This window comes from Tardiphaga sp. P4_G1, from assembly GCF_056401215.1.
Map to the genome: position 1 here is coordinate 118,319 of NZ_JBFUJU010000012.1, position 25,161 is coordinate 143,479.

General features: G+C 61.1%; 21 protein-coding genes. 9 read left to right on the forward strand and 12 right to left on the reverse strand.

From position 1 onward, the window contains the following. Positions 1-54 precede the first annotated feature (54 nt). From AC1DUY_RS26060 to AC1DUY_RS26070, 3 genes are all read left to right on the forward strand, one after another. Complete coding sequence (locus AC1DUY_RS26060; RefSeq protein ID WP_478118106.1) at positions 55-1,050, forward strand: NAD(P)H-quinone oxidoreductase; 996 nt, start codon at positions 55-57, stop codon at positions 1,048-1,050. A gap of 123 nt (positions 1,051-1,173) precedes the next feature. Beyond that, complete coding sequence (locus AC1DUY_RS26065; protein WP_170849563.1) at positions 1,174-4,050, forward strand: EAL domain-containing protein; 2,877 nt, start codon at positions 1,174-1,176, stop codon at positions 4,048-4,050. Positions 4,051-4,199: 149 nt separating this feature from the next. Beyond that, positions 4,200-5,810, forward strand: a complete 1,611-nt coding sequence (locus AC1DUY_RS26070) for a glycosyltransferase 87 family protein (RefSeq protein WP_478118108.1) — start codon at positions 4,200-4,202, stop codon at positions 5,808-5,810. 2 nt (positions 5,811-5,812) lie between these two features. On the opposite strand, the gene AC1DUY_RS26075 is transcribed toward AC1DUY_RS26070, so the two are convergent. After that, a complete protein-coding gene (locus AC1DUY_RS26075) occupies positions 5,813-6,451 on the reverse strand; it encodes a YqgE/AlgH family protein (RefSeq protein WP_309948454.1) in 639 nt (212 codons plus the stop codon). Positions 6,452-6,605: 154 nt separating this feature from the next. Here AC1DUY_RS26075 and AC1DUY_RS26080 point away from each other — a divergent pair, with 154 nt between their 5' ends. Both AC1DUY_RS26080 and AC1DUY_RS26085 read left to right on the forward strand, forming a co-directional pair. Then, positions 6,606-7,433 (forward strand): protein-disulfide reductase DsbD domain-containing protein, encoded by an 828-nt coding sequence (locus AC1DUY_RS26080; protein WP_478118109.1) that lies wholly within the window; start codon positions 6,606-6,608, stop codon positions 7,431-7,433. A 114-nt stretch (positions 7,434-7,547) separates the two neighbouring features. Continuing rightward, the gene (locus AC1DUY_RS26085; protein ID WP_478118110.1) at positions 7,548-8,924 is read left to right on the forward strand and encodes a flippase; all 1,377 of its coding nucleotides are present in this window, start codon (positions 7,548-7,550) and stop codon (positions 8,922-8,924) included. Positions 8,925-8,965: 41 nt separating this feature from the next. On the opposite strand, the gene AC1DUY_RS26090 is transcribed toward AC1DUY_RS26085, so the two are convergent. The 11 genes from AC1DUY_RS26090 to cysG form a co-directional block, all read right to left on the reverse strand. Further along, positions 8,966-9,754, reverse strand: a complete 789-nt coding sequence (locus tag AC1DUY_RS26090) for a 3-hydroxybutyrate dehydrogenase (RefSeq protein WP_089265413.1) — start codon at positions 9,752-9,754, stop codon at positions 8,966-8,968. Beyond that, positions 9,754-10,950: a DUF3734 domain-containing protein gene (locus AC1DUY_RS26095; RefSeq protein WP_478118112.1), complete on the reverse strand. Its 1,197-nt coding sequence runs from the start codon at positions 10,948-10,950 to the stop codon at positions 9,754-9,756. The genes AC1DUY_RS26090 and AC1DUY_RS26095 overlap by 1 nt, the downstream gene beginning before the upstream one ends. Positions 10,951-11,060: 110 nt before the next feature. Beyond that, on the reverse strand, positions 11,061-11,570 hold the full coding sequence (locus tag AC1DUY_RS26100) for a CAP domain-containing protein (protein ID WP_093756814.1): 510 nt from the start codon (positions 11,568-11,570) through the stop codon (positions 11,061-11,063). Between the two features lie 84 nt (positions 11,571-11,654). Further along, the gene (locus AC1DUY_RS26105) at positions 11,655-12,695 is read right to left on the reverse strand and encodes a sulfate/molybdate ABC transporter ATP-binding protein (protein WP_089265416.1); all 1,041 of its coding nucleotides are present in this window, start codon (positions 12,693-12,695) and stop codon (positions 11,655-11,657) included. Continuing rightward, entirely contained in the window at positions 12,685-13,578 is an 894-nt protein-coding gene (gene cysW / locus AC1DUY_RS26110; RefSeq protein WP_093756815.1) for a sulfate ABC transporter permease subunit CysW, read from the reverse strand. Before cysW (AC1DUY_RS26110) ends, AC1DUY_RS26105 begins: the two co-directional genes overlap by 11 nt. A gap of 6 nt (positions 13,579-13,584) precedes the next feature. Then, entirely contained in the window at positions 13,585-14,460 is an 876-nt protein-coding gene (gene cysT, locus AC1DUY_RS26115; protein WP_441230397.1) for a sulfate ABC transporter permease subunit CysT, read from the reverse strand. Between the two features lie 28 nt (positions 14,461-14,488). Beyond that, positions 14,489-15,478, reverse strand: coding sequence for a sulfate ABC transporter substrate-binding protein (locus tag AC1DUY_RS26120; RefSeq protein ID WP_093757326.1), 990 nt, complete (start codon positions 15,476-15,478; stop codon positions 14,489-14,491). Positions 15,479-15,685: 207 nt separating this feature from the next. After that, positions 15,686-16,198 carry a DUF934 domain-containing protein gene (locus tag AC1DUY_RS26125; RefSeq protein ID WP_478118114.1) on the reverse strand — a complete coding sequence of 171 codons (513 nt, stop codon included), beginning with the start codon at positions 16,196-16,198 and terminating at the stop codon, positions 15,686-15,688. Further along, a complete protein-coding gene (locus AC1DUY_RS26130; RefSeq protein ID WP_478118116.1) occupies positions 16,185-17,840 on the reverse strand; it encodes a nitrite/sulfite reductase in 1,656 nt (551 codons plus the stop codon). Before AC1DUY_RS26130 ends, AC1DUY_RS26125 begins: the two co-directional genes overlap by 14 nt. A 12-nt stretch (positions 17,841-17,852) precedes the next feature. Continuing rightward, positions 17,853-18,167 (reverse strand): DUF2849 domain-containing protein, encoded by a 315-nt coding sequence (locus tag AC1DUY_RS26135; RefSeq protein ID WP_089265421.1) that lies wholly within the window; start codon positions 18,165-18,167, stop codon positions 17,853-17,855. Beyond that, the gene (gene cysG, locus AC1DUY_RS26140) at positions 18,164-19,600 is read right to left on the reverse strand and encodes a siroheme synthase CysG (RefSeq protein WP_478118118.1); all 1,437 of its coding nucleotides are present in this window, start codon (positions 19,598-19,600) and stop codon (positions 18,164-18,166) included. Before cysG ends, AC1DUY_RS26135 begins: the two co-directional genes overlap by 4 nt. A 302-nt stretch (positions 19,601-19,902) precedes the next feature. Here cysG and cysP point away from each other — a divergent pair, with 302 nt between their 5' ends. The 4 genes from cysP to AC1DUY_RS26160 all read left to right on the forward strand — a co-directional run bounded on the left by cysP (position 19,903) and on the right by AC1DUY_RS26160 (position 25,151). Continuing rightward, complete coding sequence (gene cysP, locus AC1DUY_RS26145) at positions 19,903-20,919, forward strand: thiosulfate ABC transporter substrate-binding protein CysP (protein WP_478118120.1); 1,017 nt, start codon at positions 19,903-19,905, stop codon at positions 20,917-20,919. 226 nt (positions 20,920-21,145) lie between these two features. After that, positions 21,146-21,973 (forward strand): sulfate ABC transporter permease subunit CysT, encoded by an 828-nt coding sequence (gene cysT, locus AC1DUY_RS26150; RefSeq protein WP_320445209.1) that lies wholly within the window; start codon positions 21,146-21,148, stop codon positions 21,971-21,973. After that, positions 21,973-22,860 carry a sulfate ABC transporter permease subunit CysW gene (gene cysW / locus AC1DUY_RS26155; protein ID WP_478118122.1) on the forward strand — a complete coding sequence of 296 codons (888 nt, stop codon included), beginning with the start codon at positions 21,973-21,975 and terminating at the stop codon, positions 22,858-22,860. Before cysT (AC1DUY_RS26150) ends, cysW (AC1DUY_RS26155) begins: the two co-directional genes overlap by 1 nt. A gap of 131 nt (positions 22,861-22,991) precedes the next feature. Beyond that, positions 22,992-25,151, forward strand: a complete 2,160-nt coding sequence (locus AC1DUY_RS26160; RefSeq protein WP_478118124.1) for a malate synthase G — start codon at positions 22,992-22,994, stop codon at positions 25,149-25,151. Positions 25,152-25,161: the final 10 nt, after the last annotated feature.

Sequence of the window (25,161 nt, forward strand, 5' to 3'; positions counted from 1 at the left end):
CCGGCTGTTTAATCAGATGGCCAACCGACATCCCGTACGCCGCAAGGACAAATCATGGAAAAGCTGCCCACGCAAATGACCGTCGTTGGTATCAGCAAACCGGGTGGCCCCGAGGTGCTGATTCCCGAGACGCGCCCCGTTCCGAAGCCCGGTCCCGGCGAAATCCTGGTCAAGATCGCTGCCGCCGGTGTGAACCGTCCGGACGTCGCGCAACGCTCCGGCGCCTATCCGCCGCCGCCTGGCGCCAGCGATCTGCCGGGCCTCGAAATCTCCGGTGAAGTCGTCGCCCTCGGTGAAGGCGCCACCAAACACAAGCTCGGTGACAAGGTGATGTCGCTGGTCGCCGGCGGCGGCTACGCGCAATATTGCATCGCGCAGGATGCGCAGGCGATGACGGTCCCCGAAGGCTTCTCGATGACCGAGGCCGGCGCCACCGCTGAAACCCTGATGACCGTCTGGCATAACGTGTTTGAGCGTGGCGGATTGCAGCCCGGCGAGACCGTGCTGATCCATGGCGGCTCTTCCGGCATCGGCACCATGGCGATCCAGCTCGCCAAGGCGCTAGGTTCCAAGGTGATCGTCACCGTCGGCTCCCAAGACAAGGTCGATGCCTGCCTCAAGCTCGGCGCCGATCACGCCATCAACTACAAGACCCAGGACTTCGTCGAACGCGTCAAGGAAATCACCAAGACCGGCGTCGAGCTGATCCTCGATATGGTGGGCGCGGACTATGTGGAGAAAAACTTCGATGCCGCCGCCGTCGATGGCCGCATCGTGCAGATTGCGGTGCTGAACGGCCCGAAAGCCACCATCAACGCCGCCAAGATCATGGTGAAGCGGCTGCACTATACCGGCTCGACTCTGCGCCCCCGCACCAATGCCGACAAGGCCGCCATGGTCAGGGCAATCGAGGCCAATGTCCTGCCGCTGCTCAAGTCTGGCAAGGTTAAGCCCCTGATGGACAGCACTTTCCCGCTGGAAAAGGCTGCGGACGCGCACAAACGCATGGAAACCAGCGCACATATTGGCAAAATTGTGTTGGTCGTTTAGGGCTGGAGAACAGCCGGAAACCCTTTGATTTATCTCGCTTTCATGTCATTTATCGCGCGTCGGGAAATGGCCCTGCTTCTGCGTGACGCAGGGTCGATGTTGTGTTGATCGCGGAGAATGACATTGCGTTTGATCAGGTGGCTCGCGCCGCTCGCGCTCGGCCTGATGATTGTTGTTGCCGCAGCACCGGCACAGGCTGTTGACGCTGTCAGCGTCCGCGGTGACGCGCCTGCGATCGATCTCACCGGCATCCTCGAATATCAGCATAGCGACACCGACCGCATCCAGGTCTCCACCGCACCGGGCACCGACGGCATCGTTCGCCGCATCGAGGTGCGTGGCCGCGAAGCCGGTCAGAACTGGGTGGTGTTCGCGCTCGCCAACAACACCGACGATCAGCTCGATCGTTTGATCGTCGCGCCGCATTATCGCATCGTGTCGTCCGGCCTCTTGTGGCCCGATCTTGGCCTCTCGCGCATTGCGACCATCACCCCGTCGACCGGGGATCGCCCGGAACGTCAGGATAGTGCCACCGCAGATATCTTCCGCGTCACCCTCGATCCCGGCGCTGTCATCACCTTCGTCGCCGAACTGCGCACCAACAAGCTGCCGCAGCTCTATCTGTGGGAGCCGGAAGCCTACAAGGACAAGGTCAACTCCTTCACACTGTACCAAGGCATCGTCATCGGCATCTCCGGCCTACTGGCGCTGGTGCTGACGATCCTGTTCGTCGTGAAGGGCAGCATCATGTTCCCGGCCGCCGCGGCGCTGGCCTGGGCCGTGCTGGTCTATATCGGTGTCGACTTCGGATTCTGGGGCAAGGTGCTCGACATGTCCCAAGGCGCCGAGCGCGTCTGGCGCGCCTCGGGGGAAGCGATACTGGCGGCGACGCTGCTGGTGTTCCTGTTTGCTTATCTCAATCTCAGTCGATGGCATGTCCGCTACTCGCACATCACGCTAGGCTGGCTGGCTTTCCTTGGCTCTCTCGTAGGTCTGGCGCTGTTCGATCCTGCCGTCGCCTCGGGCATCGCGCGCATCTCGCTGGTGCTCATCGCCTTCGCCGGCTTCGCATTGATCGTCTATCTCTCCACCCATGGCTTCGACCGCGCGGTGTTGCTGATCCCGACCTGGTTCCTGCTCGTGGTGTGGGTTGTTGCCGCGGGCATGACCGTCGCCGGCAGCGTCACCAATGACATCGTCGGCCCGGCGCTGCTCGGCGGCCTCGTACTGATCGTGATGCTGATCGGTTTCACGGTGATGCAGCATGCTTTCGCAGGCGGCGGCGCCACCAACGGCATCGTGTCGGACGTGGAGCGCCGCGCGCTGGCGCTGACCGGCTCCGGCGACCTGATCTGGGACTGGGACGTCTCCGCCGACAAAGTGTTCACCTCGCCCGAGACCGAAGCGCTGCTTGGCCTCAAGCGCGGCACGCTGGAAGGCCCTGCCGCAAGCTGGCTCGAAGTGCTCCACCCGCTCGATCAGGATCGCTTCCGGGCGGCGCTGGACAGCGTGCTCGACCAGCGTCGCGGCCGCCTCGTGCAGGACTTCCGCCTGCGCACCCCCGACGGTCACTTCATGTGGTTCGCGCTGAAGGCGCGTCCGGTGGTTGGCTCCGACGGCGAAGTGTCACGCGTGGTCGGCACCCTCACCGACGTCACCGAGATGAAGAATGCCGAAGAGCGCATGCTGCACGACTCGGTGCATGATAACCTGACCGGCCTGCCAAACCGCAAGCTGTTCATTGACCGCCTCAACGCCGTCGCGAATTTCTCCAAGACGGTGCCGACCATGCGGCCGACCATCATGGTGATCGACCTCGATCGCTTCAAACAGGTCAACGATTCCGTCGGCATCGCCGTCGGCGATTCAATCCTGCTGACGCTGGCCCGCCGCCTCACCCGTATCCTCAAGCCGCAGGACACGCTGGCCCGCCTCGCCGGCGATCAGTTCGGCCTAATCCTGATGTCCGAACAAGACGCAGCCAAGATCACCGCCTTCGCCGAAACCATCCGCAAGACCATCCGCGCGCCGATTGCCTTCAACGATCGCGAGATCTTCCTCACGGCCTCGATCGGCCTCGCGCTCTCTGATCCCGCGGTGCCCCTGACCGACGAGCTCATCAAGGATGCCGAGCTTGCGATGTATCATTCGAAGCGGATCGGTGGCGACCGTATCGACGTCTACAAACCGGCAATGCGCGCCCGCAAAACGGATCGCCTGACGCTCGAATCCGAACTGCGCCGCGCCATCGAGCGCCAGGAAATCACCATCCTGTATCAGCCCATCGTGCGGCTCGAAGATCGCTCCATCGCCGGGTTCGAAGCGCTGGCACGTTGGGATCATCCGAAGCTCGGCCGGATGTCGCCGTCGGAATTCATCGCGATCGCCGAGGAGATCGGCCTGATCATCGATCTCGGCATGTTCGTGATGGATCAGACTGCACGCCAGCTCGCAATCTGGCAGCGCGCGATGCGCTCGCGCGAACCGATCTTTGCCAGCGTCAACGTGTCCTCACGGCAGCTACTGCGCCACGATCTCCTGCATGACATCCGCACGGTGCTGTCACGCTCGTCCGTCGCGCGCGGCACGCTGAAGCTCGAACTCACGGAATCGCTGGTGATGGAAAATCCGGAACATGCAGCGCAGATGCTGCACCGGATCCGCGAACTCGGTACGGGTCTTTCGCTCGACGATTTCGGCACTGGCCACTCGTCGCTATCCTATCTGCAGCGCTTCCCGTTCGACACGCTGAAGATCGACCAGTCCTTCGTTCGCACCACCTCGCGCGGCACCCGCCCGGTGATCCTCAAATCCATCATCGCGATGGCCCACGATCTCGGCATGGACGTCGTCGCCGAAGGCGTCGAGACAGATTCGGATGCGGTGGAGATGTATCAGCTCGGCTGCGAATACGCCCAAGGCTTCGCTTTCGGCGAGCCGATGGATGCGGATGCGGCGATGCGCATGCTGACGGAAGAGCGATTGGAAGCGGCGAGCTGACGCGAGCCGGATACCACTCGTAAACCATACCTGCGCACCTGCGACCTCTTGCTCTCTGCAAGGAAAGATTGTGCGCGTCGCATTTAGCAATTCGGCAAGATTCACTCGGTAGACAAACACCATATTCATCTGTGGTTGCATCGCTCATCGTGACGTCAATTTTCACCCATGAACTGCCATATCTGGCGGACGCCGCGGCTGCGGCCCCACGTCCCCTTGACCGGCTTCGGCCGTTTTTGGTTGTGGCGGGCGCGATGGCGATCGGCGCGGTCTATGCCGGATGGGCTGGCGAGGATGCCAATTGGGATTGGCAGAATTATCACGAATACAACGTCTGGGCATTGCTCAATGGCCGTTACGATCACGATGTAATCCCACCGGGCTTCCAGACCCACTTCAACCCGATCATCTACTTCCCCTGGTACTATCTCCGTCACGCCCTGCCGCCGGCTATTGCCGGGATAACCATGGGCGCGGTGCATGGGCTCAACCTCGCGCTGGTCTATTGGCTGTCACGGATCGTGCTCGGGCACGCAGCCAACGCGATGACGATTGTTGCTGCGTTGCTGTTGGCTGCGCTGGGGCCGATGACGCTGTCGGAAGTCGGCACCAGTTTTTCCGACATTCTCACTGCGATCCCGATTATCGCCGGGCTGGCGCTGATGCTGGCGGCCGATGAGCCGCGACCAATACGTTACATCGTCGCAGGAATTTTGGTCGGCCTCGCGCTCGGCTTCAAACTAACCAACATCGTCTTCGCAATTGGCCTGGCGGGCGCCGCACTTGGCGCGACACGCCCTCTGGTGGCCGTGACCTGCCTCGCCATCGGCGGCGCGATCGGCACGATCATGACGGGCGGCGTCTGGAGCCTGATGCTGTGGCGTGAATTCGGCAATCCGTTCTTTCCGCTGTTGAATAGTCTGTTTCCCTCGCCGGAGATGCGAGAGATTACGCTGCTCGATCGCCAGTTCATTCCGAAGGGAATTCTGGATGGCCTGGCCTATCCGTTTCATTGGCTCGTCGGAAATTTCCGCAGCTCGGAGCTGCCGTTTCGCGACGCACGCTTTGCGATGCTATGTGTGCTGCTTCCGATCGCCTTCATTGCTCAAATGAAGCATGCACGCGCTATTTTTTCGCGGCGCGACTTGCAGTTCCTGATCTTCTTTGTCACGTCTTATGCGGTCTGGCTGATTTTGTTCTCGATCCAGCGCTATGCCGTCGCACTGGAATTGCTGACCGGCCCACTGATCGTGTTGTTGCTGGTACGCATCGTCACGGCATTTCGCTCGACCACCCCCACGCATCCTGTTGGCCAACACGCAATCCACTCGATCTTCATCATTGCAGCGATCACCGCTGCATGGTCGCAGCCAACCGACTGGTGGCGACGACCATGGTCAAATCCATACGCGCCAATGATTTCATCGCGGCTTTCGCAGCCCGCGACCTATCTGTTGCTCGACAAGCCGCTGGCTTTCGTCGCACCACTCCTGCCTGCAGGATCCCGCTTCTACACGATTGCCGATCTCGCTTTGCCGATCCTGCCTGCCGGCAAATACGATAATCGTATCCGAGCGGGTTTGAAGGAGCCGTTGCCCGGCGGCGTGTGGGAGATGCACATCAAAGGTCGGCCGTTCCGTGCAGAAGCACTGGCTGCCTATGACTTGATGATCGATGCGTCGCAGCCCTGTGTGGAGATCGAAGGTGCCCAACTGGGCTCCACCAACGTGGCGTGTCCGTTGCGCTCCACCGGCTCCTGACGTCAGGCGTGGCCGGCCTCGGCCGACAACATCCCCGGGGCGATCCCGATCTTCTGCAGCGCGCGAAGATACTTCTCCTCAACATCACCGCCGAAGATGAGATCCTCATCAGCTGCGCAATGCAGCCAGCCATTGCCCTGGATTTCGTCTTCCAGCTGGCCCGGCGCCCAGCCGGCATAGCCCAGCGCGAGAATCGCGTGCTTGGGTCCACCGCCATTGGCTATGGCGCGCAGGATATCCACGGTCGCGGTGAGGCAGACGCCATCGTCGATCGGCAATGTCGCGTCCTTGATGAAGAAATCGCTGGAATGCAGCACGAAACCTCGGCCGGTCTCTACCGGACCGCCCTTCAGCACTTTCATGCTTTCGGCGCTTTCCGGGAGCTTGATGCTGTCGGACTTTTCAATGATGTCCAGTTGAACCAGCAATTCGGGAAAATCGATGCTCCCCGCAGGCCGATTGACGATGATGCCCATGGCACCTTCCGACGAATGCGCGCAGACGTAAATCACCGAACGGGCGAAGCGCTCGTCTTCCATTACAGGCATGGCGATCAGCAACTGCCCGTCGAGGTAGTTGCCAGTGTCGCCAGCGCTGGATTTCACGCGGCTTTTCCGGGGGCGCTTGCGAGTGGGTTCCATCAGCAAACCGCTCTCATTTCATTGCCTATCCTGATATTGGGTCTGGGTTCTGTCAATCAGCCTTCCGCAACACATACGAAAACCGGATCACAAGCAGTTCAATAGCTTAAGACAGGTTTGGCTTTATGACAGGCCTACCCTGTAAGGACGCCCGATGACCGCATCTGTTCCGCACCACATTGTCGCTGTCTGCGCCGCGGGCTTGCTCCTCACCTGCAGCGCGCAGGCGGAGGACACCTCACCTTGGCAGATAGACAGTCATTCGCAGATCAGGCTTGTGGCAGGCTCGCGTAGCGGGCCGGTAATGCTGGGAGGCATCGCGATCCAGCTGCAGCCCGGCTGGCACACCTATTGGCGGAATCCCGGTGATTCCGGGGTACCGCCCCGCTTCGATTTTTCCAAATCGGAGAACCTGGATACCGTCACCATCCTGTGGCCGGCGCCGAAAAAATTCGAGGATGGAGCTGGTGGCCTGTCGCTGGGCTATGTGAAACAGGTGGTGCTACCGATGCGGGTGATCGCCAAAGACCCCGGCAAGCCGGTGATTCTCCGTGCGGCAATCAATTACGCGGTCTGCGACAAGCTATGCATTCCGGTCGACGCCAATGCCGAACTCGCTTTTACCAGCGTGGCCAGCACTGAAGACGGCGCGCTGACCGCGGCGCTCGATACCGTGCCTAAGCCGGCAACCATGGGCGACACCAGTCCGCTGACGGTGCGCGACCTCAAGCGCGAGGGCAAGAATGTGTTCGTTGACGTCGTGGCGCCCGAAGGCAGCGAACCCAACCTGTTCGTCGAGGGCCCGACGCCGGAATGGGCGCTGCCAATCCCCAAACTCGAGGCCAAGAGCCCGCCGGGCGTGAAGCGCTTCAGCTTCGAACTCGACGGCGTGCCGCCCGGCGCCGCGACCGATGGCGCGGCCCTGAAACTGACGCTGGTCGGCAGCGACCGCGCCTATGAATTCAACGTCAACCTGCCCTGATACCGCTGGCGCGTGACCTGTTGCGCGCAACCTGTATATCTCCGCCCAACCGGATGTTAACGACTGCTTGCTACGCCAAACCGCTGCCGCACGCCTGCGGCTGAGGACCTTGTCGTGGCCGTGATGGACGCAAACTCCGCACCCGCAACCGCGCCCACCGGCCTCAAGGCCAGGCTGCGCGCGCTGTTCACCGGCTCAGGCGAAGCCTCGCTGACGCGCCGCCTCGCCGGCACCATCTTCCTCATCCGCGTGATCTCGGCCGGCCTCGCTTACTTCTCCCAGATCCTGCTGGCGCGCTGGATGGGCACGTCGGATTACGGCATCTATGTCTATGTCTGGACATGGGTACTGCTGCTCGGCTCGATGATGGATTTCGGCATCGCCGCTTCAGCCCAGAAGATCATCCCGGAGTATCGCGCCAGCGGCGACCACGCGCGGCTGCGCGGCTTCCTCTCCGGCAGCCGCTGGATGACCGGTATCGTCTCGGTGATGGTCTCGCTGCTGCTCGCTGGCCTCGTCAAACTCATCTCGCCGTGGATCGACGCCAACACGGTGGTGCCGCTCTATCTCGGCTGCCTGACCCTGCCGGCCTTCGTCGTTGCCAACACGCAGGATGGTATCGCGCGCTCCCATGACTGGATGCGCCTCGGCCTGATGCCGCAATTCATCATCCGCCAGGCGCTCATCATCGGCTTCACCGCCGGCGCCTTCGCACTGGGCTTTAAGCTTGGTGCGACTATCGCGATGCTAGCCAGCGTCGCTGCCGTCTGGGTCGCGATGATCGGCCAGATGATCGTACTCAATCGCCGGCTCGCGGCGCATATCGAACCCGGCGCGAAAGCCTATGACTATCGCGGCTGGCTCGCAGTGTCGTTGCCGATCCTGCTGGTTGAGAGCTTCTATTTGCTGCTGTCCTACACCGACGTGCTGGTGCTGCAGCAGTTCGTCTCATCTGACGAAGTCGGCGTGTACTTCGCTGTGGTGAAGACCCTAGCGCTGGTGTCGTTCATTCATTACGCGATGTCGGCGACAACGGCGCATCGCTTTACCGAATATCACGCGGCCGGCGACAAGGATCGTCTTGCCGCTTACGTCACCCACGCGATCAAATGGACATTCTGGCCCTCGCTCGCAGCTACGCTGATCCTGCTCGCTCTGGGCAAGCCGCTGCTATGGCTGTTCGGTCCGCAATTCACCAGCGGTTACGACATCATGTTCATCGCAGCCATCGGCCTCGTGGTGCGCGCCGCAATCGGTCCCGTCGAGCGGCTGCTCAACATGCTCGGCCACCAGCACATTTGCGCCGTGGCCTACGCGTCGGCTTTCGTGATGAACTTGGTGCTGTGTCTCGTGCTGGTGCCGAAATTTGGCGGTCATGGCGCGGCGGCGGCAACGTCGATCGCGCTGACATTCGAGTCGATCCTGCTGTTCTGGATCGTGCGACAGCGGCTTGGACTGCACGTGCTCGCCTTCGGAAAGCAAGGCGCCTAACAACCTCCCCCTGCAAGGCAGGAGGAGGTCAGGAAGCAAACTTATTCCGCCGTCCAACCGCCATCGATCGACAGATTGGTGCCGGTGATCTGCGCCGCATCGTCGCCGCACAGGAACAGTGCCAATGCCGCAACCTGTTCGGAGGTTACGAATTCCTTGGTCGGCTGGGCTTCGAGCAGGACGTCGTTGATGACCTGCTCTTTGGTCAGTCCGCGCGCCTTCATGGTGTCGGGGATCTGTTTCTCCACCAGCGGCGTCCAGACATAGCCGGGCGAGATACAGTTGCAGGTGATCTTGTGGGTCGCCACTTCCAGCGCCACGGTCTTGGTCAGACCGGCGATGCCGTGCTTGGCAGAGACATAAGCCGACTTGAATGGCGAGGCGACCAGCGAATGCGCCGAGGCGGTGTTGATGATGCGGCCCCAGCCGCGCTTCTTCATGCCGGGCACGGCGGCGCGGATGCCGTGGAAGGCGGAGGAGAGATTGATGGCGATGATCGCATCCCACTTCTCGATCGGGAATTCCTCGATCGGAGACACAAACTGGATACCCGCATTGTTGACGAGAATATCTACCGATCCATAGGTCTTCTCGCCGAGCGCGATCATTTCGGCAATTTCGGCCGGCTTGGTCATGTCCGCTGGCGAATGGATCGCCTTGACCTTGAAATCGCTCTCGATAGCCGCGCGTTCCTTCTCGATGTCAGCAGGCGCGCCCATGCCGTTGATGACGATATTGGCGCCAGCGCTTGCGAAAGCGCGCGCATAAGCGAGGCCGATGCCGCTGGTCGAACCGGTGACGACGGCGGTCTTGCCTGTGAGATTAGCCATTACTTGCTCCTGTTGGACGTCAAATGCTGCGGGAGGTCATTGTAATCGTCTGCGGTGAGCGCATGGGTCACCATCGATTCATCGGATTGCGGCCGCTCGAACCAATCCTTGTGGCGCATCGAGAGGAACACATCGCGCTCGCCGGCGCCCCAGTGTTCGACCATGCCAATGCGCGAGAAATTGTAGTCCTTCGACGACGACTCGTAATTCTTGCTCGTATAGATCAGATGCACCACCGTGACGGTATTTTCCTTCGCGGCTTCCGACAACAGCGCCACTCCGGGATCCTGCTTCAGTTCTGCCGGCAATTTACCAATCAGATCACGCAGCGCCTTGCGGATGTTGTGGATCTTCTTGTTCTTGTCGGTATTCATGCGGGTGCGGCTGGAATAGCGAATGTCCTTTTCGCGTTCCTGCGCTTCCAGGATCGACTGCGGCAATGGCCCGCGCGCGCTGAACAGATCGACCTGAAAGATCAGCAGATCGCTGGTGACGTCATCCAGTACGAAATCCAGCGGTGTGTTTGAGGCGATGCCGCCATCCCAGAAATGCTCGCCATCGATGACGATCGAGGGAAACCCCGGCGGCAACGCACCGGAGGCCATGATGTGCTCGGGCTCGATCCTTTTGCGATCTTTCTTGAAGAGCGTGTTGTCGAAATAAGTGAAGTTGCCGGTGGTCACGCTCACGGCGCCAACGCTTAGCCGGGTCTTGCAATCGTTGAGACGATCAAAGTCGACCAGCCGTTCCAGCGTCGCCTTCAGCGGCGCGGTGTCGTAAAAGCTCTGCGACTGCGGACTGCCGAGCGGCCACAGTGGTGCTGGCGGAATCCGCGGCACGAAAAAGCCTGGCACACCGAATGTAGCAATGACAGCGGCGCCTGCCTCGTAGAAATAAGAGCGCGCGCGATCATCCGTCAGCATCGGGCTCCAGGGGACCGGCGATGCCGCCATCTCCCAGAATTCCTTGAGCTTGCCGATCCGCTTGTCGCGCTCGTTGCCCGCGATGATCGCCGCGTTGATGGCACCAATGGAGATGCCAGCCACCCATTCCGGCTCGAAATCATGATGACACAGCGCCTCATAGGCGCCGGCCTGATAGGAGCCAAGCGCGCCGCCCCCTTGCAGCACCAGGACGCGCTTGGCTTCGGCGGGTTTGCTGGCAGCGCTGGATTGAGGCTGATCGGACATATCCATGAGACCACTCGATCCTGTCGGCGACGGGAACCATACCGTGGCGCCCCCTTGCGGCGACGTCAATCAGGGATGGTGCAGAGCACCATCACGCTTCGGCTATCTGGGAAGGCTTATTTGGAATCCGTCGACGCCAGGATCATGGTCCAGAACACCTTGTATTTGGTGTTGGGAGCATAGATCGCCGCAATGCCCAGTTTTGTGACACCGGACTTCAGCATATTAGCCCGATGCGGTGGCGAGTCCCGCCAGCCCGAGAAGGCTTCCGCCATCGTATGGTAGCCCGCCGAGACGTTCTCGACGGCCAAGCTCGCCGGATAACCGCCGGCATTCAGACGCTTGGCCAGCGGTGCCTTCACATCGTGATCGAGCTTGTTTCGTTTGGCCATGGCGGTGGACTGGTCTTCAGCCAACGCCATTAATGCGGGATCGACCACAACCGGGCCGAGGCCATTGTTCTGCCGGTACAGCGAGATCATCGAGGCCGCAGCCACAGGATCGAGCTTGGCGCCACCATTGGCCATGCTGAGATACATGGTGGGCTGGTCCGGCACGGTATCGACGGTCCCCGCGCACCCTGCCAGCAACAGAAATCCCAGACTGGCCAGAGCCACCCGCTTCATCGGCAATCCCCCAAATCAAGGGGCCGTTGTTGCACACCAACCGTGGCTGAAAGGTGAACGCAGGGGATTTTTAGAAAGCGCCAGTCACTCCTGCCCGGCAAAGATCCGGTAGCGCCGCGGCTGCAGGCTGATCGCATCGCCCGTGGTGAGCGGACGGTCGCGCGGGGCATCGATCTCCACCAGCGTATCATCGCCAGACAACGCGATGTCGGCGCGCTGGATCGGGCCGAAGGTGCGGACGCGGCGCACGGTGCCTTCGAGGGCTCCCTCACCGAGCGGACCGATCTGCATGTCGTGACGACGAACAAACAATTTCGACGGTCCGCTTGCGCTGCCCGCATCGATGTTGAGCGGGCGATGGCCGAGCTTCACCTGGCCGTCGCTTACATCGACCGGGAGCACGATCGATTCACCTATGAATGAGTGCACGAAAGCCGTCGCCGGGTTATCGTAAACGTCGCCAGGCGTGCCGATCTGTTCGATCTTGCCCTTGTCCATCACCACGACGCGATTGGCGACTTCGAGCGCCTCCTCCTGGTCATGCGTGACGAAGATCGAGGTGACGTGGATTTCCTCGTGCAACGTGCGCAGCCACTGCCGCAACTCCTTGCGGACCTTGGCATCGAGCGCACCGAACGGCTCGTCGAGCAGCAGAATGCGCGGCTCGATGGCGAGCGCACGCGCCAGCGCAATACGCTGCCGCTGGCCGCCCGAGAGCTGGCTGGGATAGCGATTGGCGAGCCAGTCGAGCTGCACGAGATCGAGAAGCTCCTTCACCCGCGCGCGGATCTGCGCTTCGCTCTTGCGCACGGCGCGCGGCTGCACGCGCAGGCCGAAGGCCACATTCTCGAACACGCTCATATGGCGGAACAGCGCATAGTGCTGAAACACGAAACCGACGTGGCGCTCGCCAGCGCCGCGGGCCAGCGCGTTTTCACCATCGAATGAGACTTCTCCGGAATCCGGCCAATCGAGCCCTGCGATAATTCGCAGTAACGACGTCTTGCCGGAACCGGACGGTCCGAGCAGCGCGAGCAGCTCGCCATCAGCAACCCTGAGGTCGACATTATCCAGCGCCTTGAAGGCACCGTACTGCTTTACGATATTCCGAACTTCAATCGTCACGGGGCAGCTGTCCTTCTTCAATCTGGCCTTCGAGGATGGTCTTTGCGATCAGCGTCAAGAGCGCCAGCAGAGCCAGCAATGACGCGATCGCGAACGACGCCACCAGTTGATATTCATTATACAGGATTTCCACCAGCAGCGGCATGGTGTTGGTCTCGCCGCGAATGTGGCCCGACACCACCGAAACCGCGCCAAACTCACCCATCGCCCGCGCATTGCACAACAATACGCCGTAGAGCAGGCCCCATTTGATGTTGGGGAGCGTCACCACAACGAAGGTACGCCAGCCACTCGCCCCGAGCGATATCGCAGCCTCTTCCTCCTGCGACCCCTGTTCCTGCATCAGCGGAATCAATTCCCGGGCGACGAACGGGAAGGTGACGAAGGTGGTCGCCAACACGATCGCCGGCACGGCAAACAGAATGTTGATGCCATGCGCCATCAGCCATGGCCCAAAGAAACCCTGCGCGCCAAACAGCAGCACGAATACCAGACCGGAGATAACGGGGCTGACCGAGAACGGCAGATCGATCAGGGTGACCAGCAAGGTCTTGCCCCTGAATTCGAATTTGGCCACCGCCCAAGCGGCGGCAACGCCGAATACCAGATTGAGGCTGACCGAGATCACTGCTGTGATCAGCGTCAGCCAGATGGCCGAGAGCGCCTCGGAATCTGCCAAGGCCGACAGATAGAACCCAACGCCCTTGGACAATGCCTCCGAGAATACCAAAATCAGCGGCAGGACCACGAACACTGTCAGGAACATCACTGCGACACCGATAATGATGCCGCGCACGAGCCATGGCTCGGTATGCAGGTCCTGTCGTGCCACGGACTGGGCGCGCTCCACGGTGACTGGCGAATTGATAATTGTAATGGTCATGTCAGGTCAACTCACGGCCAGCGCGCGTGTCTGCGCCCAGCGCTGCAGCCGATTGAGCACGAAGATGATCAGGAATGAGAAGACCAGCATGACCACCGCGATCGCTGTCGCATCGGCGTAGCGGAATTCCGACAGCCGGATGACGATCAAGAGCGGCGCAATCTCCGACACATTTGGAAGGTTGCCGGCGATGAAGATCACGGAGCCATATTCGCCAACGGCGCGGGCGAACGCCAGCGCGAAGCCGGTGAGAATGGCCGGCGTGAGGCTGGGAATGATGACGCGGGTGATGGTTTGCCAGCGGGAGGCACCGAGACAGGCCGCGGCCTCTTCGATCTCGACATCGAGGTCGATCAGCACCGGCTGCACCGTCCGCACCACGAACGGAATGCCAATGAAGACCATCGCCAGGAAAATTCCGAGCGGCGTAAACGCCACCTTGATGCCGAGCGACGCCAGCGGCGCGCCGAGCCATCCGTTCTGCGCGAACAACGTCGTCAGCGCGATGCCTGCCACTGCAGTGGGAAGGGCGAACGGAATATCGACAATGGCATCAAACAGCCGGCGACCGGGAAACCGGTACCGCACCAGGGCCCAGACGATAATCAGGCCAGCGACCAGATTGACCAGCGCAGCCGCGAAGGCCAATCCGAACGAAATCCTGAGCGCGTGTAATGTGCGGTTGCTGGTGACGGTATCGAGGAATTGCGAGAGGCTGAGATCCGCTGTCTTGACGAACAACCCCGCCAGCGGGATCAAAATCAAAAGCGACAGCCATGTCAGGGTCAGGCCCATGCTCAGGCCGAACCCCGGCAACGAACTTCGTTTAGGTGCCGCGCTCACAATGTCCCCTTGCTTTGGTAAAAGCCCCCAGACCGGCATACCGGTCTGGATGTTTCGCTGCGAACGATCAGTTCTTGTAGATCTTGTCGAACACGCCGCCGTCGGTAAAGTGCTCGCTCTGCGCCTTGGTCCAACCTCCGAACACGTCGTCGATCGTAAACAGATCAACCTTGGCGAAGGAAGCCTCGTACTTCTTGGCAGTATCGGCATCACGCGGACGATAGAAATTGCGCGCGGCGATCTCCTGACCTTCCTTGGTGTACCAGTATTTCAGATAGGCCTCGGCAGCGGCTTTAGTACCCTTTTTATCAGTGACGGTATCAACGACGGCGACCGGCGGCTCGGCGAGAATTGAAAGCGACGGCGCGACGATCTCGAACTTGTCCTTGCCGAATTCCTGGATTGCCAGATACGCCTCATTTTCCCAGGCCAGCAAGACATCGCCGACACCGCGCTGGACGAAAGTGATGGTCGAGCCACGCGCGCCGGTATCGAGAACCGGAACGTTCTTGAAGATGTTACCGACGAATTCCTTTGCCTTGTCCTGCGATCCATATTTCTTCAGAGCATAGCCCCAGGCGCCGAGATAGTTCCAGCGCGCGCCGCCAGAAGTCTTCGGATTTGGCGTGATGACGCTGACGCCGCTCTTGATCAGATCGTCCCAGTCCTTGATGGCCTTGGGGTTACCCTTGCGCACCAGGAACACGATGGTCGACGTATAGGGTGATGAATTCTGCGCCAGGCGCTTCTGCCAGTCCTTCGCCAGCAGGCCCTTATTGGCGATTGCGTCGATGTCGTAGGCGAGCGCGAGGGTGACCACATCGGCTTGCAGACCATCGATCACAGAGCGCGCCTGCGCCCCCGAGCCGCCATGCGACTGCTTGATCTCGACGCTCTTGCCGGTTTCCTTCTGATACGCAGCAGCGAATGATTTGTTGAAATCGACATACAGCTCGCGCGTCGGGTCATACGACACGTTGAGCAGCGAAATGTCTGCCGCGTGCGCCGATGTTGCAATTAAGAGACCCGCAATGACGGGAAGAATACGACGGACCATTTTGATCTCCATCCAACCTCACAACACGATCGTCATGAGGTGGGGGCAAAATCTTGAAGAAGCACCGCTAAGTCAACGAAACCAGATTCCAATGTTGGCGGCATGACGGCAGCAATGTGCTATGAATATGCCTTCGTATGGAGACCGTATCGCGCGCTGGTCATTTGTCATCAACCAACGCTGCGAAAGCCGTCGACATGCGGCGAATTAGCGCGCGTTCTCCGCATGACGCAACTGCATGCGCTGATGCAGCGCCGTGATGCGACCATCGCCGGTCGGCTGATAGAACACCGTGTAGCGTTTCACCGTAGCCGCGAACGCTTCCGCATCGGCATCCTTCTTCACTTCGAATGAATCAAAACCGGCGCGCAGCATGATGACGAACTGATCGCGTAACACTTGGCCGGTTGCCCTTAATTCGCCCTTGTATTTGTAGCGTTCACGCAGCAGGCGCGCCTGGCTGTAGGCTCGGCCGTCGCGGAACGACGGGAAGACCAGCGCGACCACCGCGAGCCTGTCGAGATAAGGCACCAGCTCTTCCGGATCGCGGTTATTCGGCCAGATCACACCGGTCGGGCTGCTGCGCTTCAGCAGCGCCTCCGGATCGGCGAGAAAACGCGCAGCCGGAACCAACACCGCTCCGTCGACCGGAATCTCCGCATCGTCGGCCACGTGAATATAGCCGTCGGCAACGATCTTGCCTTGCTTAACGAGTGGCATAAACGCGCTCCTTGAACGGCTCGACGCCGAGGCGTTCGACAGTCTGGACAAACAATTCATCCGGCCGAGCACGCAGTGCCAGATAGGCTTCAACGATATCCTCGATGACGTCGGCAACCTCGGCAAAAGGCACTGCCGGTCCGATCAGCGTGCCGACCACGGCATGTTCGTCGGCACGGCCGCCGATTGTGATCTGGAAGAATTCCTCGCCGTTCTTCTCGACGCCGAGAATACCGATATGGCCGACATGGTGATGGCCGCAGGCATTGATGCAGCCGGAGATGTTGATATGCAGCCGACCGATCAGCTCCGCGAGATCGTTATTGGCGAAACGCCGCGTTAGTTCCTGCGCGATCGGGATCGAACGCGTATTAGCCAGCGAGCAGTAGTCCAGGCCAGGGCATGCGATGATGTCGGTGACCAGATTGACGTTCGGCGTGGCGAGGCCGAGCTTGTCGAGCTGCCGCCACAGTGCGGGCAGATCACGCCTGGCCACGCTCGGCAGCGCTAGATTTTGCTCATGGCCCACGCGGATTTCGCCGAACGAGTATTTGTCGGCAAGATCGGCAACCGCATCCATCTGGTCGGCCGTGGCATCGCCGGGCGGGCCGCCCACCGGCTTCAACGACAATGTCACGATGGCGTAGCCGGTCCGCTGATGCGGCGCGACCGAGTTCTTGAACCAGCGCGCAAAATGCGGATCGGCCGACGCGGCCGCCAACTCGTCCGGCGTGTCGGAGAGCTTCTGATAGTGCGGATAGCTGAAGCGCGAGCGGATATCCTCGACAACCTCGTTGTCCAGCGTCAGCGCACTCTCGCGCGTCGCCAGCCACTCATCCTCAACTTCGGCGGCGAATTTCTCGATGCCCAGCTCATGAACCAGAATCTTGATGCGCGCCTTGTAGATATTGTCGCGGCGGCCATACTGGTTGTAGACGCGCAGGATGGACTCGACGTAGCTCAGAATGTCGCGGCCGTGCACGAACGGCTTGATCACCTTGCCGATGAATGGCGTGCGACCGAGGCCACCGCCGACCAGCACTTCGAAGCCAGTTTCGCCGACCTCGTTCTTGTGAATTCGCAGACCGATGTCATGCACCTTGATCGCCGCGCGATCATGGGCCGACGCAGTGATCGCAATCTTGAACTTGCGTGGCAGGAACGAGAATTCCGGATGCATGGTCGAATACTGCCGCAGCAATTCCGCCCAGATGCGTGGATCCTCGACCTCGCCCGGCGCGACACCTGCCCATTGATCGGTGGTGACATTGCGCGTGCAATTGCCCGATGTCTGCATCGCATGGATGCCGACCGAAGCGAGATCTTCCAGCGCATCCGGCAGATCGGCGAGCTTGATCCAATTGAACTGGATGTTCTGCCGTGTGGTGAAGTGGCCATAGCCGCGGTCATAGCGTCGCGCCACATGCGCCATCTTGCGCAGTTGCGGCGATGACAGCGTGCCATAGGGAATGGCGACGCGGAACATATAGGCGTGAAGCTGAAGATAAACGCCGTTCATCAACCGCAGCATCTTGAACTCGTCTTCGGTGAGTTCACCTGCGAGGCGGCGCTTCACCTGATCGCGGAATTCCGAGACACGCTCGTTGATCAGCGTGCGATCGATTTCATCATAAGCATACATAATTCAGGTGCCTTAAGCCGAAGCCGGAAGGTCAATGGTGACGCCCTTGCGGCGAATCTGTTCACGGAGATTGCCGGGCTCGACGGTGCCGTTGTCGTTCACGGCGACCGGCGCGATATAGGGACCGATGGCGCCAACGTCATCGGCTGTGGATTCAGCAAGCAGCGCACGCGCATCATCGGCAGTGCGCACGATGGCAGCCTCTGCGAGGTCGGTGGTCCAGCCTTTATGGGCATCGCGATAAATCACCACGCCGTCCCAGGTACGGTTGGCAGTCACCACCGACGGGCCGGTGATCTTGATTTTCTGTTGCAGCGGAGAGGTCATTCGGCAGCCACCAATAAATCTGAAACGAGCTTGTTGATCTGAGCGGCCCGCCACGGCGCGGAATGCGCCACGACATCGCCAATGATGAGAACCGCCGGACCGCCATCGATCTGGTCGACCAGCGCCGGGAGATCGTCGAGCATACCCACCGCCGCTTGCGCGTCCGGACGCGTCACGCGCGCAAACACGCCAACCGGCGTTTGTGGCGAGCGCCCGGCAGCGAGCAATCCAGCACGGATCGTGGGGGCAGCGGTCATACCCATATAAACAACGACGGTCATCTTCTCGTCGGTGAGCGTCGACCAGTCGACCTTGTCGGCGTCCTTTTCCTTGTGAGCCGTCAGGAAGGTGATGCGCAGCGCTTCGCGGCGATAGGTCAGCGGCGCCTCGAACATAGCCGCAGCGCCAAGGCCTGCGGTGATGCCGGGAATAACTGAGTAAGCAACACCCGCTTCGCGCAGCGCTTCGATCTCCTCGCCACCGCGCCCGAAAATGAAGGGATCGCCGCCCTTCAAGCGCACGGCGCGTTGCCCGGCTTTCGCGGCTTCGATCAGCAATTTGTGGATCGCATCCTGACCGATACCGGGCTTGCCAACCCGGCGACCCACGGGAATGCGCGATGCATCCCGGCGGATGCGGTCGAGGACTTCGGGGGACACCAGTTCGTCGTAAAATACAACGTCGGCGTCCTGCAGCGCGCGCAACGCCTTGATGGTCAGGAGATCCGGATCGCCCGGCCCAGCTCCCACCAGCGTGACGTGACCTTCGACAACGCCGGCCCGCGCTGCACCCGCATAGATCGAGAGATCGGCGATTTCCGTCAGCGCCTTCTCGGCCTCGGTACCGCGCCCCGCCAGCACCAACGCGCCGATCGGACCATCGACGATGCGCTCCCAGAACCTGCGACGCAACGGAGCCTCGGCGATCTTGTCGTTGATCGGTTTGCGCCAGCGCCCGATGAGGCCCGCGAGATCGCCGATCCGCGCAGGCAGCATCGCCTCAATCTTTTCGCGTACACGCCGCGCCACCACCGGCGACGCACCGCCGGTTCCGACGGCGACGACCACATCGCCGCGGTCGACGATGGCTGGAAAGATGAAAGTGGAGTGCGCAAGCTCATCCATTACATTGACGGGCACGCCGCTCGCTTTGGCGCGGGCAGCCACCGCGTGACCGAGTTCACCGGCGCCGGCGCAGAGCACCGCGATGCACCCCGAAAGATCGGCGGTCACCGGATCGCCCTCGACATGCTCAATGCGCGCCACGCCCTCGGCATCGAGCCCGGACGTGTCACGATTGCCGTCCGTCGCGTACCAGCGAATCCGCGCACCGGCCGCCAGCAGCAGCCTCAGCTTGGCGCGCACGAGTTCGCCCTGGCCGACAAGAATAATCGGCCCGGTCTGCAAATCGAGGAAGACAGGCAGAAACCGCATACATACTCCGCTGCCCCGAAATTCGGGGGTTGACTGGAATTATATTCTATATATCTCTCGATAACGAGGCGCAAAGAGAAGATTTTATCTTCTTCGAGGCGTTCTAACTATAGAATTTTTGTCCTCAAACACCAAGCGTCGTAGATGCTTCTTCTCAATAACGGTCGGCCGATGCAGGAGTTGCGCGAAATCGCACCCGTGCCCGCCCCCGTTGCGCAGCAAATTCCGGACCGTTTGCCGGGCAAAACGCCGCAGCCGCCGCTCCCGGCCATCCGATCGCTCTCACTCACAGGGGACTACACGTGAACCGCTTCATTATCGCTCTCGCCGCCGGACTCGGCATTCTCGCGACTGCACCCGCCCAAGCGCAGACGCCGAACACGCTGCTCAATGTCTCCTATGACATCTCGCGCGAGCTCTATGCCGAGATCAACGTTGCTTTCGCCAAGCAGTGGAAGGCCAAAACCGGCCAGGACGTTACCATCAACCAGTCGCATAACGGCTCGTCGCGCCAGGCGCGCTCGATCCTCGAAGGCCTCGAGGCCGATGTGGTCACCTTCAACCAGGTCACCGACGTGCAGGTACTGTATGATCGCGGCAAGCTCATTCCGGCCGACTGGGCCAAGCGGCTGCCGAACAATTCTTCGCCTTATTACTCACTGCCGGCCTTCCTCGTGCGTGCGGGCAATCCGAAAGGCATCAAGGACTGGGACGATCTGGTGAAGCCGGGCGTGCAGGTGATTTTCCCGAATCCGAAGACCTCAGGCAATGCGCGCTACACCTATCTGGCCGCATATGCCTTCGCAAAGAACAAGTATGGTGCTGACAAGGCTGATGACTTCATCAAGAAGCTGTTCGCCAATGTCCCGGTGTTCGACACCGGCGGCCGCGCCGCCACCACGACCTTCGTCGAGCGCGGTACCGGCGATGTGCTGATCACCTTCGAGGCCGAGACCTCGTCGATCCGCGACCTCGCGGGCAAAGATGCCGGCGGCAAGGACAAGTATGAAGTGGTGGTGCCACCGACCAGCGTGCTCGCCGAATTCCCGGTGACCGTCGTCGACAAATATGCCGACAAGCACGGCACCAAGGCCCTCGCGACCGCCTATCTTGAATTCCTATATTCGCCGAAAGGCCAGGACATCGAAGCCAAGGGCTATAACCGCGTCACCGACAAGACCGTGATGGCAAAATACAAGGACAAATTCCCGGAAGTGAAGCTGTACCGCGTCGAGGACGAATTCGGCGGTTGGGACAAGCTGAATGCCGAACACCTCAATCCCGGCGCGAAGCTGGACACGCTGTTCGGCGGGAAGTGAACCACAAACTCCGTCATGCCCGGGCTTGACCCGGGCATCCACGTCTTCGCTGCAAATGAACTAAAAACGTGGATGGCCGGGAACATCTAGCGAAGCGGCGCTTCGCGCTTTGCCCGGCCATGACATGGGAGAGGACGGGCGCCTGCATTAGACGACCTCCCCGCATTCCCTTTCCGCGCAAATCGTCTAAGAGAAGCCCCCAACGGCTTCACACACGGACCTTCCCTTGCGACGTAGCGTCATTCCAGGTTTCGGGCTCTCGCTCGGCATTACGCTCCTCTATCTCGGAGCGATCGTGCTGCTGCCGCTCTGCGCGCTGATCCTGAAAGCCTCGGACGTCGGACTTGCGCAATTGTGGGGCATCCTGTCGTCGCCGCGGACACTGTCGGCCATCCGCGTCACCGTGACGATGGCGCTGGCGGCCACCGCATTCAACGCCATCTACGGCCTGCTGCTCGCCTGGGTGCTGGCGCGCTATCAATTTCCCGGCAAGCGCATTCTCGACGCGCTGGTCGACGTGCCCTTCGCGCTGCCGACCGCCGTGGCCGGCCTCGCGCTGACGGCGCTGTTTTCCAAGAAAGGCTGGTTCGGCGCACCGCTCGATGCACTTGGCATCCAGGTCGCCTACGCACCGCTCGGCATCGCCATCGCGATGGCCTTTACCAGCATTCCCTTCGTGGTGCGCACGGTGCAGCCGGTGATCGAGGATCTCGGCTCCGATGTCGAGGAAGCCGGCCGCTCGCTCGGCGCCAATGATCTGCAGATTCTCTGGCGCGTAATCTTCCCGGCGATCTTTCCGGCGTTCCTCGCCGGCTGCTCGCTGTCCTTCGCACGCAGCCTCGGCGAATTCGGCGCGGTGATTTTCATCGCCGGCAACCAGCCGATGAAGACCGAGATCGTTGCCCTGCTGACCTATATTCGGCTCGAGGAATACAACTACCAGGCTGCCGCCGCGATTGCCGTGGTAATGCTGGCGATGGCTTTCGCCATGCTGATTGTCACCAACGCGGTACAGGCCTGGAACCTGCGTTATCTCGGCCGGGGAGACGTGTAATGCCGAGCCCGACATCAGAACGCGCCCATACCGAATGGATGGTGACGCCCGTCGGTGCCGGCCCGGTAACGCGCCGCGTGGTACTTGGCATCGTCGCGATCCTCACATTGCTGTTCCTGATCGCACCGCTGGCGTTGATCTTCAGTTCAGCGCTGTCGCAAGGCATCGGCACGTTCTTCAACAGCCTCACCGAGCCCGGCACGCAGCATGCCATTCTGTTGACAGTGACCACCGCGCTGATCGCTGTGCCGATCAACATCGTGTTCGGCCTAGCTGCGGCGTGGACAGTGACCAAGTTCGTCTTCCCAGGCCGCACGCTCCTCATTTCGCTGATCGAACTGCCCTATTCTATCTCGCCGATCGTCGCCGGCGTCGCCTATATCTTCGTCTATGGCTCGCAGGGCCTGTTCGGCCCGCTGATCGAAGCCATAGGCATCAAGGTGATGTTCGCACTGCCGGCGATCGTGCTCGCCAGCATGTTCGTGACCGCGCCGTTCGTGGCGCGTGAGTTGATCCCGCTCATGCAGGTGCAGGGCACGGATGAGGAAGAGGCCGCCGTCACACTCGGCGCTTCCGGCTTTGCGACCTTCATGCGGGTCACACTACCGAATGTACGCTGGGCCGTGCTCTATGGCGCGATCCTGTGCAACGCGCGCGTGATGGGCGAATTTGGCGCCGTCTCCGTCGTCTCCGGCAACATCCGCGGCCAGACCACGACCTTGCCGTTGCAGATCGAACTTCTGTATCAGGACTACAATGTCGCCGGCGCCTTCGCCGCGGCGACGGTGCTGACGGCCGTGGCACTGCTCACCATCGTGATCAAGGTGGCGCTGGAGCGGATCTCGCCAGATCACGCGCAGGCCCCGGTCCGGCCGCCCGGCCACTGATCCCTTTAGGGGACTTCTCACCGGGTAGCGTTTGGCGTTAAAAGGTCCCATGGGCGCCGCGGTTTGGCGCCGTTTATGCTTATACTCCCTGAAATTAGAGCAGAATTGCCGCTTCTCGCGAGAAAGACACCATGAAACGCATCGACGCCCACGGACTGCAGATCGCCCCCGTCCTGTTCGACTTCATCGCCAAGGAAGCCGCCCCCGGGACCGGCATCCAGCCGGATGCGTTCTGGGCCGGCGTCGCCGCTCTCATCAAAGACCTGGGCCCGAAGAACCGCGAACTGCTCAAGGTGCGCGATACGCTGCAGGCCAAGATCGATGCCTGGCATCTGGCCAACAAGGGCGCCTTCGACATGAACGCCTATACGGCGTTCCTCAAGGAAATCGGCTACCTCCTCCCGGAGCCCGCAACCAAGCAGGTCGAGACTGCCAATGTCGATATCGAGATCGGCCAGATCTGCGGCCCGCAGCTCGTGGTACCGCTGACCAATGCGCGCTATGCGCTGAATGCCGCAAATGCGCGCTGGGGCAGTCTCTACGATGCCTTCTACGGCACCGATGCAATCCCGCATGATCCGTCTGAAGGTGGCAAAGGCTACAACAAGGCACGCGGCGACAAAGTCATCGCGAAGGCAAAAGCCTTCCTCGATCAGGCCGCGCCGCTCGCTACCGGCAGCCACACCGATGTCACGGCCTACAGCATCATTGCGGGCCAGCTCTCGGCCAAGCTCAAGAGCGGCAACCTCACCGCGCTGAAGAACGAATCCCAGCTCGCTGGCTATCTCGGCGAGCTCGCCACCCCGGCCTCGATCCTGCTGGTCAATAACGGCCTGCATATCGAAGTGAAGATCGATCGAACCAACACCATTGGCAAGGACGACTCCGCTGGTGTTGCCGACATGATCATGGAGTCGGCCGTCTCGACCATTCTCGACATGGAAGACAGCGTCGCCACCGTGGACGCCGACGACAAGGTGCTGGTCTATCGCAACACGCTGGGCCTGATGAACGGCACGCTCTCGGCCGATTTCGAAAAGGGCGGCAAGACGCTGAAGCGCGCACTCAATGAAGACCGTGTCTACAAGACGATCGACGGCAAGAACCTGACCCTGCATGGCCGCAGCCTGATGCTGATGCGCAATGTCGGTCATCACATGTTTACGGATGCAGTGCTCGACAGCGCCGGCGAAGAAATTCCGGAAGGCCTGCTTGATGCCGCCGTTGCCGGCCTGATCGCAATCCACGACCTCAAGAGCAAGGGTCCGATCCGCAACAGCCGCACCGGCTCGATCTATATCGTCAAGCCGAAGATGCACGGCCCCGATGAAGTGGCGCTGACCTGCGAAATCTTTGCGTACGTTGAGAAACTGCTGTCGCTGCCCGAGAACACCATGAAGGTCGGCATCATGGATGAGGAACGCCGCACCACGGTGAACCTCAAGGCCTGTATCCAGAATGCATCCAAGCGCATCATGTTCATCAACACAGGCTTCCTCGACCGCACCGGCGACGAGATCCACACGTCGATGGAAGCGGGTCCGATGATCCGCAAGAACGACATGAAGGCGACGCCGTGGATCAAGGCTTATGAAGAGTGGAACGTGGATGTCGGCCTGATCGATGGCCTGCCGGGCCATGCCCAGATCGGCAAGGGCATGTGGGCCGCGCCCGACAAGATGGCGGACATGCTCACGCAGAAGCTCGGCCATCCGCAGGCCGGCGCCACCACCGCATGGGTGCCCTCGCCCACCGCCGCGACGCTGCACGCGTTGCACTATCATCAGATCGATGTCGCCACGCGCCAGAAGGATCTCGCCAAGGGCGGGCCGCGCGGCAAGCTCACCGACATCCTCACCATTCCGGTGTCGCAGTCGAACTGGGCGCCGGATGATGTGAAGCAGGAGATCGACAACAACTGCCAGGGTATCCTCGGCTATGTCGTACGCTGGATCGACCAGGGCGTCGGCTGTTCCAAGGTGCCGGACATTCATGGCGTCGGCCTAATGGAAGATCGGGCCACGCTGCGCATCTCCGCCCAGCACCTTGCCAACTGGCTGCATCAGGGCGTCATTACCAGGGATCAGGTGATGGAATCGCTGAAGCGCATGGCTGTGGTGGTGGACGAGCAGAACAAGGGCGACGCGCTGTATCAGAACATGGCGCCCTCGTTCGACGGCGTCGCCTTCAAGGCCGCCTGCGACCTGATCTTCGAGGGACGCACACAGCCGAACGGCTATACTGAATACATCCTCACGGCGCGCCGCCGCGAAGCGAAGGCGTTGGCTTGATCGCAAGCGG

Coding starts and splice junctions, on each gene's coding strand:
- AC1DUY_RS26060 (WP_478118106.1), top strand. CDS start 55: ATGGAAAAGCTGCCCACGCAAATGACCGTCGTTGGTATCAGCAAACCG.
- AC1DUY_RS26075 (WP_309948454.1), bottom strand. CDS start 6,451: ATGGAACCCACTCGCAAGCGCCCCCGGAAAAGCCGCGTGAAATCCAGC.
- AC1DUY_RS26080 (WP_478118109.1), top strand. CDS start 6,606: ATGACCGCATCTGTTCCGCACCACATTGTCGCTGTCTGCGCCGCGGGC.
- AC1DUY_RS26090 (WP_089265413.1), bottom strand. CDS start 9,754: ATGGCTAATCTCACAGGCAAGACCGCCGTCGTCACCGGTTCGACCAGC.
- AC1DUY_RS26095 (WP_478118112.1), bottom strand. CDS start 10,950: ATGGATATGTCCGATCAGCCTCAATCCAGCGCTGCCAGCAAACCCGCC.
- AC1DUY_RS26100 (WP_093756814.1), bottom strand. CDS start 11,570: ATGAAGCGGGTGGCTCTGGCCAGTCTGGGATTTCTGTTGCTGGCAGGG.
- cysW (WP_093756815.1), bottom strand. CDS start 13,578: ATGACCATTACAATTATCAATTCGCCAGTCACCGTGGAGCGCGCCCAG.
- cysT (WP_441230397.1), bottom strand. CDS start 14,460: ATGCCGGTCTGGGGGCTTTTACCAAAGCAAGGGGACATTGTGAGCGCG.
- AC1DUY_RS26120 (WP_093757326.1), bottom strand. CDS start 15,478: ATGGTCCGTCGTATTCTTCCCGTCATTGCGGGTCTCTTAATTGCAACA.
- AC1DUY_RS26125 (WP_478118114.1), bottom strand. CDS start 16,198: ATGCCACTCGTTAAGCAAGGCAAGATCGTTGCCGACGGCTATATTCAC.
- AC1DUY_RS26130 (WP_478118116.1), bottom strand. CDS start 17,840: ATGTATGCTTATGATGAAATCGATCGCACGCTGATCAACGAGCGTGTC.
- AC1DUY_RS26135 (WP_089265421.1), bottom strand. CDS start 18,167: ATGACCTCTCCGCTGCAACAGAAAATCAAGATCACCGGCCCGTCGGTG.
- cysG (WP_478118118.1), bottom strand. CDS start 19,600: ATGCGGTTTCTGCCTGTCTTCCTCGATTTGCAGACCGGGCCGATTATT.
- cysW (WP_478118122.1), top strand. CDS start 21,973: ATGCCGAGCCCGACATCAGAACGCGCCCATACCGAATGGATGGTGACG.
- AC1DUY_RS26160 (WP_478118124.1), top strand. CDS start 22,992: ATGAAACGCATCGACGCCCACGGACTGCAGATCGCCCCCGTCCTGTTC.